A 14515-nucleotide genomic window follows, 5' to 3' on the forward strand; every position below is an offset into this window, starting at 1 on the left:
CATCGCGACAATCGCGCAGGAGATCAGGATGAAACGTGCATTTATTATGGTGCTTGATTCCTTTGGAATTGGCTCCAGTAAAGACGCCGATAAATTCGGTGATAAAGGCTCGGATACCCTCGGACATATTGCCGAGGCGTGCTTCAGGGGTGAAGCAGATAAAGGGCGTAAAGGCCCGCTCAACCTGCCTAATCTGACCAAACTTGGTCTGGGCAAAGCGGCAGAAGCCTCGACGGGGAAATTCCCGCTGGGTCTGGATAAAGACGCGGAAATTATCGGCGCTTACGGCTACGCCAGCGAGCTTTCTTCCGGTAAAGATACCCCGTCCGGCCACTGGGAAATCGCCGGCGTGCCGGTGCTGTTTGACTGGGGCTACTTCAGCGATCTGGAAAACAGCTTCCCGCAGGAACTGCTGGATCTGCTGGTGGAAAAAGCGAACCTGCCGGGCTATCTCGGTAACTGCCACTCGTCCGGGACGGTGATCCTCGACAAGCTGGGCGAAGAGCATATGAAAACCGGCAAGCCGATTTTCTATACCTCTGCCGACTCGGTGTTCCAGATTGCCTGTCATGAAGAAACATTTGGCCTCGATCGCCTTTACGAACTGTGCGAAATCGCTCGTGAAGTGCTGACCGAAGGCGGTTACAACATTGGTCGCGTGATCGCGCGTCCGTTTGTTGGCGACAGCGCCGGCCACTTTGAACGTACCGGTAACCGCCATGACCTGGCGGTAGAACCTCCGGCACCGACCATCCTGAAAAAACTGGTGGATGAGCAGGGTGGCGAAGTGATTTCGGTCGGTAAAATTGCTGACATCTATGCTCACGTCGGTATCACTAAAAAAGTGAAAGCGACGGGTCTGGATGCGCTGTTTGACGCCACCGTGACGGAAATGAAAATCGCGCCGGACAACAGCATCGTGTTCACTAACTTCGTCGACTTCGACTCCACCTGGGGCCACCGTCGTGATGTTCCGGGCTACGCGGGCGGGCTTGAACTGTTTGACCGACGTCTGCCGGAGCTGATGGCGCTGGTGAAAGAGGGGGATATTCTGATCCTCACCGCCGACCACGGCTGCGATCCGACCTGGGTCGGAACCGAACACACTCGCGAACATATCCCGGTACTGATTTATGGCCCAGGCGTGAAGCCGGGCTACCTGGGCTATAGCGACACTTTTGCTGACATTGGCCAGACGGTAGCCAGCTATTTTGGTCTGTCACCGATGGAATACGGCAAAAACCTGCTGAAGTAATGCTGACGTCCAGCCGGGCGACAACACGTAATACTACTCGTAACCGGCCAGGCATCAGCCTGGCCTGATAAATAAGGATTAAAACATGGCTACGCCTCATATTAACGCTGAGATGGGTGATTTCGCTGACGTGGTTCTGATGCCGGGCGACCCGCTCCGCGCGAAACATATCGCGGAAACCTTCCTGCAGGACGCGGTAGAAGTGAATAACGTGCGCGGCATGCTGGGTTATACCGGTACCTACAAGGGCCGTAAAATCTCCGTGATGGGCCACGGTATGGGTATTCCATCCTGCTCAATCTATGCGAAAGAGCTGATTACCGAATTCGGCGTGAAGAAAATCATTCGCGTGGGCTCATGCGGTGCGGTACGCGCCGACGTGAAACTGCGTGACGTGGTGATTGGTATGGGGGCGTCTACCGATTCCAAAGTGAACCGTATGCGCTTCAAAGACCATGATTTCTCGGCTATTGCGGACTTCGAGATGGTGCGCAACGCGGTTGATGCAGCGAAAGCGCTGGGCGTGGATGCTCGCGTAGGTAACATCTTCTCCGCTGACCTGTTCTACACGCCGGACCCGCAGATGTTCGACGTGATGGAGAAGTACGGCATTCTGGGCGTGGAAATGGAAGCCGCCGGTATCTACGGCGTGGCCGCGGAGTTCGGCGCGAAGGCGCTGGCGATTTGTACCGTGTCTGACCATATTCGTACGCACGAGCAGACGACCGCCGCCGAGCGTCAGACCACTTTCAGCGACATGGTTGTTATCGCGCTGGAGTCGGTTCTGCTGGGTGATAAAGCCTAAATCCCTTTCGAGGCTGGCGTCCGCCAGCCTCGTTAATCCGCTTTTCCCTTCCGCGTTTTAACTGCAGTTATGAGAAATCTTCAGCTGATTAACATCGAACACGCTGTCATCCGCGGCTGAGAAAACGGCCAGGCCGGTCACCTTTTTCTGCGGTTTGAGCTGGCCTTTGGTCAGATTATCCTGCACCCGGGCGACCGGAAATTCCTTGCCCTCGTGGGAATAACCGCGCAGACAAACGGTCTTGAGATCGATGGATTTCGCTGAAAGATTTTCCAGGGTGACCTCGAATGTTTTACCGTAATTATTGAGATCGCCCGAAGAGCGCGAGGTCTGCGCTTTCTGTGTTGCATAGACCGTCAGATCCTGTGGGTCGGCTGCAAAGGCACCGCCAGAAAAATACAAACCTGCTGCGGCGGCCATAATGGCGATCAGAGAGTTCCGTTGCATGTGTTTCTCCTTAGTTTTACTGGGTACGATACGGGGCGCTTACGCGCCTGACCGATAAACACCATGCTGCGGAACGGAAAATCTGTACAGATCATGAAGGGCTATTGCTGACGAATAGCTCTATTTGCTTAGGGGATCTTTGGCCGTTTCATTTACCGCTTCTGCAGGACTGGCGGCAGGAGAATCGCTCTCAGTTTCACGTTCAGTATCACTTTCGTTGTCTTCAACGATCGGATTATTCGCCGTGAGCAGGAACGGCGACTGCTGCCAGCGTGTGCGGCGGTCGCGCAGCAGGGTACGGCAGAGAATAATGCCGATGGCCAGCGCCAGCAGCATCATCAGCCGCAGGATATTGGTGGTGTTATCCACCTGCTTGGCTTCAGTGACCAGCACGTGGGTATCCAGGGTGACGCGCAGAAAACCACGCGGGCCGTCTTTGCTGGTCAGCGGCTGGACAATCTGATGATTGAAGTAGCTACCGGCGCGCTGGCCGTCCAGCGCCAGGCGATCGCGCACGTTAATGGTCTCGCCGCTGCGTGCGACCAGGCTGCCGTCATCATCGTAGACCGCCGCGTCCAGGATACGGCTTTCGTGGGTGAGCTGTTCAAGGGTATCAACGATTTTTTGATGATTGTCGTCGCTGTTTTCCATCAGCGGCGTCAACGTCCACGCGACCTGACGGGTCAGCGTCTGAGCCAGTTCCTCAACCTGTCCCGAGCGGGCCATCTGGCGGCCAAGACTGAACCAGGACGCGCCCTGCATCAGCACCACCAGCAGCGCCAGGCAGATGAGCACTATCACCGTTCGGTGCAGGCGAAATTTAAGTTTGGCTTTTGCCATCATGACCCTTCAAAAAATAGACAGACAGACCTGCTTTATGTTGCCAGAAGGCGGGCTAACAGGGTAGCCTCTTGCCAGCTTTATCGTCGTTCTGTCGTAGTTATTAAGTCCCTACAGGAGCTGTAATGCCAAATAGTCTGACCTGGTGCGATCTGCCTTCCGATGTCTCTCTCTGGCCGGGGTTACCTCTTTCTCTCAGCGGTGATGAAGTGATGCCGCTGGACTACCGCGCTGGCCAAACCGGCTGGCTGCTGTATGGGCGTCAGCTCGACAAAGCCCGCCTTACCGATTACCAGCACCGCCTGGGTGCTGCAATGGTGATCGTCAGTGCATGGAGCGTGGAAGATTATCAGGTGCTGCGTCTGGCGGGTTCGCTGACGCCGCGCGCGACGAAACTGGCCCATGAAATGGGGCTGGACGTTGCGCCGCTGGGGCGTATCCCCCACCTGAAAACACCGGGTTTGCTGGTGATGGATATGGATTCGACGGCGATTGAGATCGAATGCATTGATGAGATTGCCAAGCTGGCCGGTAGCGGCGAGCTGGTCGCCGAAGTCACCGAACGTGCGATGCGCGGCGAGCTGGATTTTGCCGCCAGCCTGCGCCAGCGCGTGGCCACGCTAAAAGATGCCGATGCCAATATCCTCAAGCAGGTGCGCGATGTCCTGCCGCTGATGCCGGGCCTGACCTCGCTGGTGCAGAAACTGCAGGCGCTGGGCTGGGAGGTGGCGATTGCCTCCGGCGGCTTTACCTATTATGCCGAACACCTGCGTGACACGCTGCACCTGTCGGCCGTGGCCGCTAACGTGCTGGAGATCCGCGACGGTAAACTGACCGGTGAAGTGCTGGGCGATATCGTTGATGCGCAGTACAAAGCCGATACGCTGAAGCGCCTGGCCGAGCGTTTTAACATTGCGCCTGAGCAAACGGTGGCGGTGGGCGACGGTGCGAACGATTTACCGATGATCAAGGCGTCCGCGTTGGGTATTGCTTACCACGCGAAGCCGAAGGTTAATGAACAGGCCGCGGTGACCATTCGCCATGCGGATCTGATGGGCGTGTTCTGTATTCTCAGCGGCAGCCTGATTCACGAAGAGCGTTAAGGGGAAGTTTTGGCTAAAGCGGTAAAACGCGCCTTTGTCTGTAACGAATGTGGCGCAGACTATCCGCGCTGGCAGGGGCAATGCAGCGCCTGTCACGCCTGGAATACCATCACCGAGGTGCGGCTGGCCGCATCTCCCGCTGCCGCACGCAATGAGCGTCTGTCTGGTTACGCCGGCAGTGCCGGGACCAGCCGCGTGCAGAAGCTGTCGGAAATCAGCCTTGAGGCACTGCCGCGCTTTACCACCGGGTTTAAAGAATTTGACCGCGTGCTGGGCGGCGGCGTGGTGCCGGGCAGTGCGATTCTGATCGGCGGCAACCCCGGTGCGGGTAAGAGTACGCTGCTGCTGCAGACGCTGTGCAAGCTGTCGGAAGGGATGAAAACTCTTTACGTCACCGGGGAGGAGTCACTGCAGCAGGTGGCCATGCGTGCGCACCGGCTGGGGCTGCCGACCGAAAACCTGAATATGCTGTCGGAAACCAGCATTGAGCAGATCTGCCTGATCGCCGAGCAGGAACAGCCGAAGCTGATGGTGATTGACTCCATTCAGGTGATGCATATGGCGGATATCCAGTCGTCGCCGGGCAGCGTGGCGCAGGTGCGGGAAACCGCCGCCTATCTGACCCGCTTCGCCAAAACCCGTGGGGTGGCCATCGTGATGGTCGGCCACGTTACCAAGGACGGATCGCTGGCTGGTCCCAAGGTGCTTGAGCACTGCATCGACTGTTCGGTCCTGCTGGATGGCGATGCCGATTCCCGCTTCCGCACGCTGCGCAGCCATAAAAACCGCTTCGGTGCGGTGAATGAGCTGGGCGTCTTCGCGATGACCGAGCAGGGTCTGCGTGAGGTCAGCAATCCGTCGGCGATTTTCCTCAGCCGCGGCGATGAGGTGACCTCCGGCAGCTCGGTGATGGTGCTGTGGGAAGGGACACGCCCGCTGCTGGTGGAGATTCAGGCGCTGGTCGATCACTCGATGATGGGGAATCCGCGCCGCGTGGCGGTCGGCCTGGAGCAGAACCGACTGGCGATCCTGCTGGCGGTACTGCATCGCCACGGCGGCCTGCAGATGGCCGATCAGGACGTGTTTGTGAACGTGGTCGGCGGCGTGAAGGTGACGGAAACCAGTGCGGACCTGGCGCTGATGCTGTCGATGGTTTCCAGCCTGCGCGATCGTCCACTGCCGCAGGATCTGGTGGTGTTTGGTGAAGTCGGCCTGGCCGGAGAAATCCGTCCGGTGCCGAGCGGGCAGGAACGCATCTCCGAAGCCGCCAAGCACGGTTTCCGCCGCGCCATCGTTCCCGCGGCCAACGTGCCGAAGAAAATGCCGGAGAATATGAAGGTTTACGGAGTGAAGAAGCTGGCGGATGCGCTGGCGATTCTTGACGACCTATAATGAGACAGGACGGGCCGAGCTGGCCCGCCGATCGCGCAGGAGGCATGTTGTGTCGTCATTTGATTATCTGAAAACCGCCATTCGTCAGCAGGGCTGCACGCTGCAGCAGGTTGCTGACGCCAGCGGCATGACCAAGGGCTACCTCAGCCAGCTGCTGAATGCCAAAATCAAAAGCCCCAGCGCGCAAAAGCTGGAGGCGCTGCACCGCTTCCTCGGGCTGGAGTTTCCGCGCCGTGAAAAAACCATTGGCGTGGTGTTTGGCAAATTTTATCCCCTGCATACCGGCCATATATATCTGATCCAGCGTGCCTGCAGCCAGGTGGATGAGCTGCATATTATTATGGGCTACGATGAGCCGCGCGACAAAAAGCTGTTTGAAGACAGCGCGATGTCGCAGCAGCCCACCGTAAGCGATCGCCTGCGCTGGCTGTTACAGACCTTCAAATACCAGAAAAATATCCGCATTCACGCGTTCAATGAAGAGGGGATGGAACCTTATCCTCACGGCTGGGACGTCTGGAGCGAGGGCGTGCGCGCCTTTATGGACGATCGTGGCATTGTGCCGGATCGGATCTATACCAGTGAAGAGGCGGATGCCCCGCAGTTTAAGGCTCATCTGAATGTGGATACGGTGGTGATCGATCCGCAGCGGTCCTTTATGAGCATCAGCGGTGGGCAGATCCGCCAGGATCCGTTCCGCTACTGGGAATATATTCCAACCGAGGTGAAGCCGTTCTTCGTGCGTACCGTGGCGATCCTCGGCGGGGAGTCCAGCGGGAAATCGACGCTGGTCAACAAGCTGGCGAACATCTTCAACACCACCAGCGCCTGGGAGTTTGGCCGCGATTATGTTTTCTCGCACCTGGGCGGCGATGAGATGGCGCTGCAGTATTCCGACTACGACAAAATCGCCCTTGGGCAGGCACAGTACATTGATTTTGCGGTGAAATACGCTAACAAGGTCGCCTTTATCGATACCGACTTTGTGACGACTCAGGCGTTCTGTAAGAAGTATGAAGGCCGTGAACACCCCTTCGTGCAGGCGTTGATCGATGAGTACCGCTTCGATCTGGTGATCCTGGTGGAGAACAACGTGCCGTGGGTGGCCGACGGCCTGCGCAGCCTGGGTAGCTCTGTCGATCGTAAAGAGTTTCAGGAGCTGCTGGTGTCGATGCTGAATGAGAACGGCATCAGCTATGTGCACGTGGAGCAGGATAACTACGACGAGCGCTTCCTGCGCTGCGTGGATCTGGTTAAGGCGATGCTGGGCGCGCAGTAAAGGCGACAGGTGCTGTAAACGTTTCCTGCTGCAACCGACTGCGGTGGAAGGGCGTCACTGCTGCCGTAAATTCTCTCTACCGCACTGTAACGGTGGAGAGAGACGGATTGCGCATCATGATGCACTTGTCACTGAGCCCGGCATCAAGCTATCGAGCGGCAATCGGTGCGATCCGGATGCTGACCCCGCCGAGACTCAATACACAATCACCACTTTGCCGCGCATATGGCCTTCCAGCACCAGCTGGTGGGCTTCGGTCAGCGTTTCCACGCTCAGGCCATGCAGCGTTTTACTGAGTGAGGTGGTAATTTTTCCCTCATCCAGCAGTGCAGCTGTCGCCTCCAGAATCTCGCCCTGGCGGGCAATATCGTCGGTGGTGAACATGCTGCGGGTGTACATAAACTCAAAATGCAGCGCCGCGCTTTTCAGCTTCAGCTGATCCATGCTCAGCGGTTTCTCGTTTTCCACAATGGTACAAATCTGACCCTGCGGCGCGACGATCTGGCTCATGGCGTCCCAGTGTCCGTCGGTGTCGTTCAGGCAGAAGATATAATCCACGTATTTAAGGCCGTGTTTCGCCAGCTCCGCCGCCATATCTTTGTAATCAATGACCAGGTCGGCTCCGCGATCCTGACACCACTGCGCGGAATCCGGGCGTGAAGCGGTGGCGATCACTTTCACTTTGCTGTGCAGTTTAGCAAACGGGATCGCCAGCGATCCCACTCCGCCCGCGCCGCCGACGATCAGCAGCGTTTTGCCTTCTGCGGCCCTGTCGATCTGCAGACGATCGAACAGGCCTTCCCACGCGGTCAGCGCGGTCAGTGGGATCGCCGCCGCCTGTGCCCAGTCCAGTTGGCGCGGTTTGTGGCCGGTGATGCGAGCGTCAACCAGCTGCCGGGTGGCGTTGCTGCCGGGGCGAGTGATATCACCGGCGTAGTAAACCTCATCGCCGATGCTAAAGCCGGTGACCTTGCTGCCAACGGCCAGCACAACGCCGCTGGCGTCCCAGCCGAGAATGCGCGGCTGCTGCAGGCCGTTTTTCTGCGCACCCTTGTGCACTTTGGTATCCACCGGGTTAACCGAAACGGCCTTCACGTCCACCAGCAGATCGTACTCGCCTGGCGCAGGCTGCGGCTGTTGAATTTCAATAAACTGCTGAGGGTTTTCCGGGTTAATGGCAATCGCTTTAATGGTCATACTGTTCTCCTTAGTGAGTTAACACCAGTGTAGAAGCTCAGCGCGATGATGATAAGATGGACAATAATGCACTCAGTGTTCTTCTCAGGTGAACAATCATGTTCAGGCAGCTTCAGGATATGGCGCTTTTTGCGCTGGTGGCCGAATGCGGCAGCTTTACCGCGGCGGCGAAACGAGCGGGGCTGCCGAAATCCAGCGTCAGCCAGCGCATCAGCCAGCTCGAGCAGGCGCTGGGCCTGCGCTTGCTTAACCGCACGACCCGTCAGCTGAGTCTGACCTTTGCCGGCGAACGCTATCTGGTTCACTGCCAGGAGATGATGCAGGCCAGCGAACGTGCCGGGCAGGCCATTGAACGCCTGCGGGAGAATCCCAGCGGTCGTCTTCGCATCACTTCCCCGGCCGGGATTGGTGCAACGCTGCTTGCGCGGTTTAACGCGGCGTTTCAGCTGGCCTATCCTGATGTCACGCTGGAAGTGCTGGTTTCCGACCAGATCCGCGATCTTGTCCAGGAGGGATTTGATATCGCATTGCGCACCGGTCAGCCGCAGGATTCATCGCTGATAGGCCGCCGGATCGGCTACTGTGAGCGCCTGCTGGTGGCCTCGCCCGAGTATCTCTCTCATCATGTGCCGCTGCGCGAGCCTGCCCAACTCTCCGAGCACCGCTGTATTGCCCATCATGCCTGGAGTGAATGGGGCCTGAAACGTGGAGATGACTATTATCGCTGGCTGCTTCCGCCCACCCATATGACCGATAATCTGGTTTATGCCCGCGAGTGTGCGATAAATCATGCCGGCATTACGCTGCTGCCGCGCTTTTTGACGGAAGAGGCAATAAATTCAGGGTGCCTGAAACGGGTGTTACCCGAGTGGGAAGTGGAGGGGAATGAATTATGGCTGGTATATCCGGGACGTAAGCTTAATACGCCTGCGCTGGCTTCGTTTATCGAATTCGCCATGCGTTCTGAGGTATTCAGATCTTTCTATCTATAACGTGAAAAAAGGGCGGCCACTGTGGGCCGTCCCCCGTTAACTTATTTTCTGATTATTGTTTTTTTGCCGTAAACAGACGGTTGGAAATACCGATTGTAAGCAGATATGTAGCTGTAATTACCCAGGATATAGGTCAAGTTTCCGTAGAAAGTATGCTCCGTGTAATAGGCATCAGTGGAGATATTCCCCGGCGTTGTGAAGACCGTATCACCCATCACGGTGAGTTCAGACGGCAGGCTAATGCCGGGTTTACCTGCCGTTACGGATAGTTTACCAGAAACGCTAAGATTATTGTTGATGGCAGCTTTTTTCGCGGCGTTGATAGTCAATGATTTGTGATTGGCATAATCATAATCATCAAAAATATTTCTTTCTCCAAGGTAAACGCTGCCATTCTTTGAGGTCAACGTGGTGCCTTGCTTATTTATACTTTTGCCATAGTGGATGTCATTGTTTGCGGTTACCGCAACATTGACACTGGCTGAAGATGAGTCAATATTAACACTATCCGCATTGATTTCGGCACGAACGGTAGGGCTATTCGTGCTGCCTGGGAAGGACATATACATTGGATCGAATGCCTTAATTGATACGTTATCCTTAGCGGTAATTTTCACATCGGACATGGTCCATAAGCTATCCAGAGTGACGTTTTTCGCAGTGATCAGGGCATTGCCATTTTTTGAATAAAAGCCATCAAAGTTTGTGATAACTCCACCAAGATTAATATCATTTTCCACCTGAAGATTAACGTTACGGCCGTGGATGCTGCTGCGATCTTGTGGTATCCACCAATATTCTCCTGGCGAAGAACCTGATAAAAGGTTGTTCGATTCCATATTGATATCACCATCTACCACCATTCTTTTAGTGAGAGTAATATCACCCTGTGTTTTTACGTTAGCATTCCCCATGATGTCAGAAGCGCCAAGGGTAATATTTCCCGTAATTGCTGATGGCTCGCCAATGGTATTAAGATGGGCATTTCCCTTAACATCTAACTGCCCCAGTGAAATATTTTCTGCGGTGACGTTAAGATTGTTTTTATTCTCATTATTTGGCTTGGCATTCGATTTTGATTTACCACCGACCTCGATGAACGGTAAGTCGATGTCTTTTTTTGCATGTAACGTCATGTTGCCATACGTTGTCAGCATGTTCATATCATCTCCCCATTGACTTTTAGAGAGGATATTATTGCCGGAAATTTTGATGTCTTTATCAGCCGTGAACGCTCCTTTGAGGATGACGTCTTCGGCCGCGGTGATATTGCTATTTCCCAAAACGTGGCTGTTATGCAGCAGGGAAACGTTCTTATCCCCGTTTAAATTAAGATCGCCAGTAATATATGAGCCATTATCTAAAGAGATATCTTCTGTGTTTGACAGACTCAACGATCCAAGATCGGCATGAACGACATCAATACGGTTTTTCCCTGCGCTAAAATCATAGTCTGCACCGTTCAGGTCGAGTTTAGCTGCTGAGATGCTTGCAGACGCGCTTTCTGTGGCATTGTTGACTGTATACATAGCCAGGCTGTCGGCCTGCGTATTGCCGGAAAGCTTAATGTCTTTGCCCCAATAGTTGATTTCTTTGGCTATATTGCTGGCATCTTTATTCTGCAGGATCGAAGCACCGCTCGATATCGTAATGTGATCAGATACAATATCTGCATTCTGTTTCAGATCTGAAGTGGTATATAGCTGGGCCCGATTCTTCATATTGATTTTTGCACCGACAGACTGATTAATCTGCCGTGCATTAACCTGAAGGCTGTCACCCTTCATCTGGCCGTTGATATTGACAGCTTTATCACTATTTAACGTCAGATTGCCGTAGTCCACTTCAGCATTATTGACGTTAATATGACCTTCGTCATTCTGAATTCCTAATGAATTTCCACTTTTAGCAACGGCTTCTATCAGACCGGCACTCACCACACCTTTTTCGTTACGGATCTGATTTTCAGTTTTTACCGAGGTATCAGCGATGTCAATATTTTTACCTGGTGTGCGGGCATACACCTTAACATCACTGGAAAACTCTGACTGGTTACCTGCTGCCGTAGTCAAAACGTTGTCGGCGGAGATTGCAGTGGTTCCTCTTTTAGATTCGATACGGCCAACTTTAACATACCCATTTTCGTGGGTACTGCTCAGTATGGTAGACTCTGCGCTAAGTTCAGTCCCATCGCTTACGTTAACATTCTTACCGACAGCTTCGATTCTCCTGGCATAATGAGCGTTTACCCGTCCGCCAAGGTTAACATCACCGTTGGTAGAGAGGGAAACACCGCCATCAAGAATATTCTGGAAGCCTCTTGCCTCCAGTACGCCGGTATTATTAATAACGCCGCGCGTTAAGGTATCCGTAGCCCAGGCAGTGAGAGTCACGTTGCCCCGGTCAGACACGATAATTCCGCCGTTATTAATCAATGCATTCAGGCTGCCTTTATTCACCTTAACGGACATTTTACCCATTTCCGGGAAGTACAGAGTAATATCACTTCCTGAAGCGAGGGCAGCGCCTCCGGACTGGGTCCTGATCGTGCCGTTATTCGTCACTTCACCGGCGCCCAACATGGCAACGGCATCTGCGGCGTTAATATTACCTTCGTTAACGACCTTGCCTTTTCCGGTTCCTTTCAGATTAATGTTTCCATTAATAAAATCTTTGTTGCTGATATCCAGAGAGGAGGCAATCAGACTCCCGACGTTTATTGATGAACCTTTACTGATCAGCACCCCGTTAGGGTTGACAATAAACACCTTACCATTTGCATTCAAGGCACCAGCAATCACCGTTGGATCAATGCTATTGATTTTGTTGAGAACGGCAGCGTTTGCATTAGGCTGTTTAAAATTCAGGTTTTCATTTTTCCCGACGTTCATGTTGTTCCAGTTAACAATCATTTTGTCAGTATTTTGCTGAACATTTACCTGATTTCCATTTTTGATAATGTTGCCTGAACCGGAAACCACGGTACCCGTACCTACGGCGCTTGCTCCACCAACAAACGATAGCGCGACGGCTAAAGCAAGCGGTCTGATTACTGCATTTTTGTTTTCCATAACATTCCCTTTGTGCTTATAGTAAAGGCATTTCCTGTCTAAAATTCTGCTTTTAGAAGTTAATGCCTGTGGTTATCCAACCTGTGGATTTATTCTGCGGCACGAGATGTTCATCCTTTCCCTGCCGCCATGCGTAGCTGGCATTAATAAAGAACCAGCTGTTAAATTGATAATTCAACCCCACGCCATAACCCTTGAGCACAATTTTTTGCGTTGAGGGGGCAAATTTTTGAATTTTGCCTTTGCCGTAATCGTAGAAAAGACTCAGGCTGGCGTTCTCGAACCAGGGCAGCGTCAAGTTCAGCGCGGGGGAGGCTACCCATCCGCTGTCTACGCTGGCAGCCGAGTTGCTGTATGCCCGAACGGCGTAGGGGCCGCCCAGCGACATTTGTTCAGCGCCGTCCAGATTTTTACTGGTCTGCTGCCCCGAAAAATTCAGGGTGAAGTTAATGCGGGGATAAAGCGCCTGAATAAAGGAGGCATTTTCATTCAGTTTAACGAAACGCCCCCTTGTATTATTGCCATTCCAGTCATCCAGATTGCTTAATCGCCCAATGGACGGGGAGAGTTGATACTGCAAAACATTCGGTCTGTTCCACAGCTCGCCCTGATTATCACCGGACAGCTGTAATGATAATACCGGGGCGTGGCGGATGTTTTTCATCCCCCAGAACTTGTCCTGCATACGTTTATAGTCAAACGTAGCGCCAAGGTTGATCGTCCTTTTCTCACGGCGTAACAGGGTCCAGCTGCTATAAAGAGAGGCGACATCGGCATAGCCATCGCCCAGGCCATGTAACACCGGACCGCCAAGCCGATAGCTCACGCGAGATACGGCAGCACCCAAACGCCATCCTTTCAGGTTAACCGGGGCATCATAGGACAAACGGCCTATCAGCGTATTACCGTGCTTACTGTCATTGTTTGTCTGGAGAAAGTCCGGTGCGGCATAGGCCAGAGCCTGAAACCTGTCCCCTGTTCCTGTCGGGCTGTTGACGTTGAGCTGCAGTCCCAGACGACTGCGTCCGCTGGAAAGTGAACCCATATTGTCAAACAGCACCGTGCCGTTGATACGCGGCGCGGGAGTGAGATCAAGGGCCAATATACTGCCGCCGGCTTCGTTACCCGCGCTAAGAAATGAGGAAAGGTTTTCCACGCCAGGCAGATCGGAAATGCGTGACATGGACGCCTCTACGGCTTTAATTTTATCCTTCAGCGCGTACATCTGAGCAACGTAGCGGTTAACCGTTTTATCATTGACCAGCGAGCTGTTCTGATTAATCCGGATGGCTTCAATATGGCCATGCATGATGTTAATTGTTATGATTCCATTCTGCATCTTCTGCTCTGGAATATAGGCGTAACTTAACCTATCACCGTGCTTCTGAAGCAGGCTGGTAATATTGATAGCAAGATTCTTTAGTGCGGGAAACGTCATTTTTTTATTTTTGTAACGATCAACTAACTGTTGAACATCACTTTTTGCTTTTTCCGTTACATTCTTAACAACAACTTCAGATATAAATATGGATGGCCCCCCTTCCACTTCCTCGATCTGATTCTCAGTCGGCGGGGTCAGCTTTTCCGTATTTTTTGTAGGTAAAGGGGGCGGCGTGGTTAATACGGGGTTATTCTGTAATAACTGACCACTAACAGAACCAACTTCAGCCGAACTGTACTGAAATGGATGTGAAATTAGCGTTAACGCAAGCAGTCCGGCTTTACGTTTGATAAAAGGGGAAGAGACAAAAAATCTTTCCTTCATAAAACATTCCCTGTAAATACATCAAAACAAGAAGATAGTTAAAACACCCCTTTATAGTAAAAATGCGTTTTGTATATCGCATGCCTTTAAGTGAGTGGGGCATGTTATTTAACGATCCTCAAGACAAGAATGTTAAATCAAGTCAATTAACAACACAATAGCTATATTGCCAATAAATTTGAAGCTCTAAAAAATAAGGAATATCACTAAAGAGATTTGCGATAAATTATCGCTTATTAAATTCAACGGCAGGAGGCTGAGGCTTATCATAAATGCCGTGGGAACTCGCATATTATTCTTTTTTTGTGGTGAAAATTCGCTGAGGTAAAGATGATTACATCGCATAACCTGCAGGAGCCACCTCCGGCG

General features: G+C 53.0%; 11 protein-coding genes. 6 read left to right on the forward strand and 5 right to left on the reverse strand.

What is annotated here, in order from left to right; genetic code table 11:
• Window positions 1–28 precede the first annotated feature (28 nt).
• Together deoB and deoD are read left to right on the forward strand one after the other, a co-directional pair.
• Complete coding sequence (gene deoB / locus PGH32_RS18220) at window positions 29–1255, forward strand: phosphopentomutase (protein ID WP_314421626.1); 1227 nt, start codon at window positions 29–31, stop codon at window positions 1253–1255.
• Window positions 1256–1340: 85 nt separating this feature from the next.
• Window positions 1341–2060, forward strand: coding sequence for a purine-nucleoside phosphorylase (deoD, locus tag PGH32_RS18225; protein WP_314421625.1), 720 nt, complete (start codon window positions 1341–1343; stop codon window positions 2058–2060).
• Window positions 2061–2117: 57 nt separating this feature from the next.
• On the opposite strand, the gene PGH32_RS18230 is transcribed toward deoD, so the two are convergent.
• Window positions 2118–2507, reverse strand: coding sequence for a DUF4354 family protein (locus tag PGH32_RS18230; protein ID WP_314421624.1), 390 nt, complete (start codon window positions 2505–2507; stop codon window positions 2118–2120).
• Window positions 2508–2627: 120 nt separating this feature from the next.
• Window positions 2628–3347: a YtjB family periplasmic protein gene (locus PGH32_RS18235; RefSeq protein ID WP_314421620.1), complete on the reverse strand. Its 720-nt coding sequence runs from the start codon at window positions 3345–3347 to the stop codon at window positions 2628–2630.
• A 125-nt stretch (window positions 3348–3472) separates the two neighbouring features.
• On the opposite strand from PGH32_RS18235, the gene serB reads away from it, so the two are divergent.
• From serB to nadR, 3 genes are read left to right on the forward strand one after another with little or no spacing between them, the layout of a single operon-like run.
• Window positions 3473–4450, forward strand: coding sequence for a phosphoserine phosphatase (gene serB / locus PGH32_RS18240; RefSeq protein ID WP_314421614.1), 978 nt, complete (start codon window positions 3473–3475; stop codon window positions 4448–4450).
• A 9-nt stretch (window positions 4451–4459) separates the two neighbouring features.
• Window positions 4460–5842 carry a DNA repair protein RadA gene (radA, locus tag PGH32_RS18245; RefSeq protein WP_105594809.1) on the forward strand — a complete coding sequence of 461 codons (1383 nt, stop codon included), beginning with the start codon at window positions 4460–4462 and terminating at the stop codon, window positions 5840–5842.
• A gap of 49 nt (window positions 5843–5891) precedes the next feature.
• On the forward strand, window positions 5892–7121 hold the full coding sequence (gene nadR / locus PGH32_RS18250) for a multifunctional transcriptional regulator/nicotinamide-nucleotide adenylyltransferase/ribosylnicotinamide kinase NadR (RefSeq protein ID WP_443112803.1): 1230 nt from the start codon (window positions 5892–5894) through the stop codon (window positions 7119–7121).
• A 195-nt stretch (window positions 7122–7316) separates the two neighbouring features.
• On the opposite strand, the gene PGH32_RS18255 is transcribed toward nadR, so the two are convergent.
• The gene (locus tag PGH32_RS18255) at window positions 7317–8318 is read right to left on the reverse strand and encodes a zinc-binding alcohol dehydrogenase family protein (protein ID WP_337894772.1); all 1002 of its coding nucleotides are present in this window, start codon (window positions 8316–8318) and stop codon (window positions 7317–7319) included.
• A 95-nt stretch (window positions 8319–8413) separates the two neighbouring features.
• On the opposite strand from PGH32_RS18255, the gene PGH32_RS18260 reads away from it, so the two are divergent.
• On the forward strand, window positions 8414–9310 hold the full coding sequence (locus PGH32_RS18260) for a LysR family transcriptional regulator (protein ID WP_314421665.1): 897 nt from the start codon (window positions 8414–8416) through the stop codon (window positions 9308–9310).
• A 41-nt stretch (window positions 9311–9351) separates the two neighbouring features.
• Here PGH32_RS18260 and PGH32_RS18265 read toward each other — a convergent pair whose 3' ends face one another.
• Together PGH32_RS18265 and PGH32_RS18270 are read right to left on the reverse strand one after the other, a co-directional pair.
• Window positions 9352–12381 (reverse strand): two-partner secretion domain-containing protein, encoded by a 3030-nt coding sequence (locus PGH32_RS18265; protein WP_337894773.1) that lies wholly within the window; start codon window positions 12379–12381, stop codon window positions 9352–9354.
• Window positions 12382–12433: 52 nt separating this feature from the next.
• On the reverse strand, window positions 12434–14146 hold the full coding sequence (locus tag PGH32_RS18270) for a ShlB/FhaC/HecB family hemolysin secretion/activation protein (protein WP_337894774.1): 1713 nt from the start codon (window positions 14144–14146) through the stop codon (window positions 12434–12436).
• Window positions 14147–14515: the final 369 nt, after the last annotated feature.

The organism is Erwinia sp. SLM-02 (genome assembly GCF_037450285.1).
Taxonomy (GTDB): Bacteria; Pseudomonadota; Gammaproteobacteria; order Enterobacterales; family Enterobacteriaceae; genus Erwinia.

Excerpts from the sequence above, each read along its gene's own strand:
- deoD (WP_314421625.1), top strand. The coding sequence starts at position 1,341 with ATGGCTACGCCTCATATTAACGCTGAGATGGGTGATTTCGCTGACGTG.
- PGH32_RS18270 (WP_337894774.1), bottom strand. The coding sequence starts at position 14,146 with ATGAAGGAAAGATTTTTTGTCTCTTCCCCTTTTATCAAACGTAAAGCC.
- PGH32_RS18265 (WP_337894773.1), bottom strand. The coding sequence starts at position 12,381 with ATGGAAAACAAAAATGCAGTAATCAGACCGCTTGCTTTAGCCGTCGCG.
- PGH32_RS18235 (WP_314421620.1), bottom strand. The coding sequence starts at position 3,347 with ATGGCAAAAGCCAAACTTAAATTTCGCCTGCACCGAACGGTGATAGTG.
- PGH32_RS18255 (WP_337894772.1), bottom strand. The coding sequence starts at position 8,318 with ATGACCATTAAAGCGATTGCCATTAACCCGGAAAACCCTCAGCAGTTT.
- PGH32_RS18230 (WP_314421624.1), bottom strand. The coding sequence starts at position 2,507 with ATGCAACGGAACTCTCTGATCGCCATTATGGCCGCCGCAGCAGGTTTG.
- serB (WP_314421614.1), top strand. The coding sequence starts at position 3,473 with ATGCCAAATAGTCTGACCTGGTGCGATCTGCCTTCCGATGTCTCTCTC.
- deoB (WP_314421626.1), top strand. The coding sequence starts at position 29 with ATGAAACGTGCATTTATTATGGTGCTTGATTCCTTTGGAATTGGCTCC.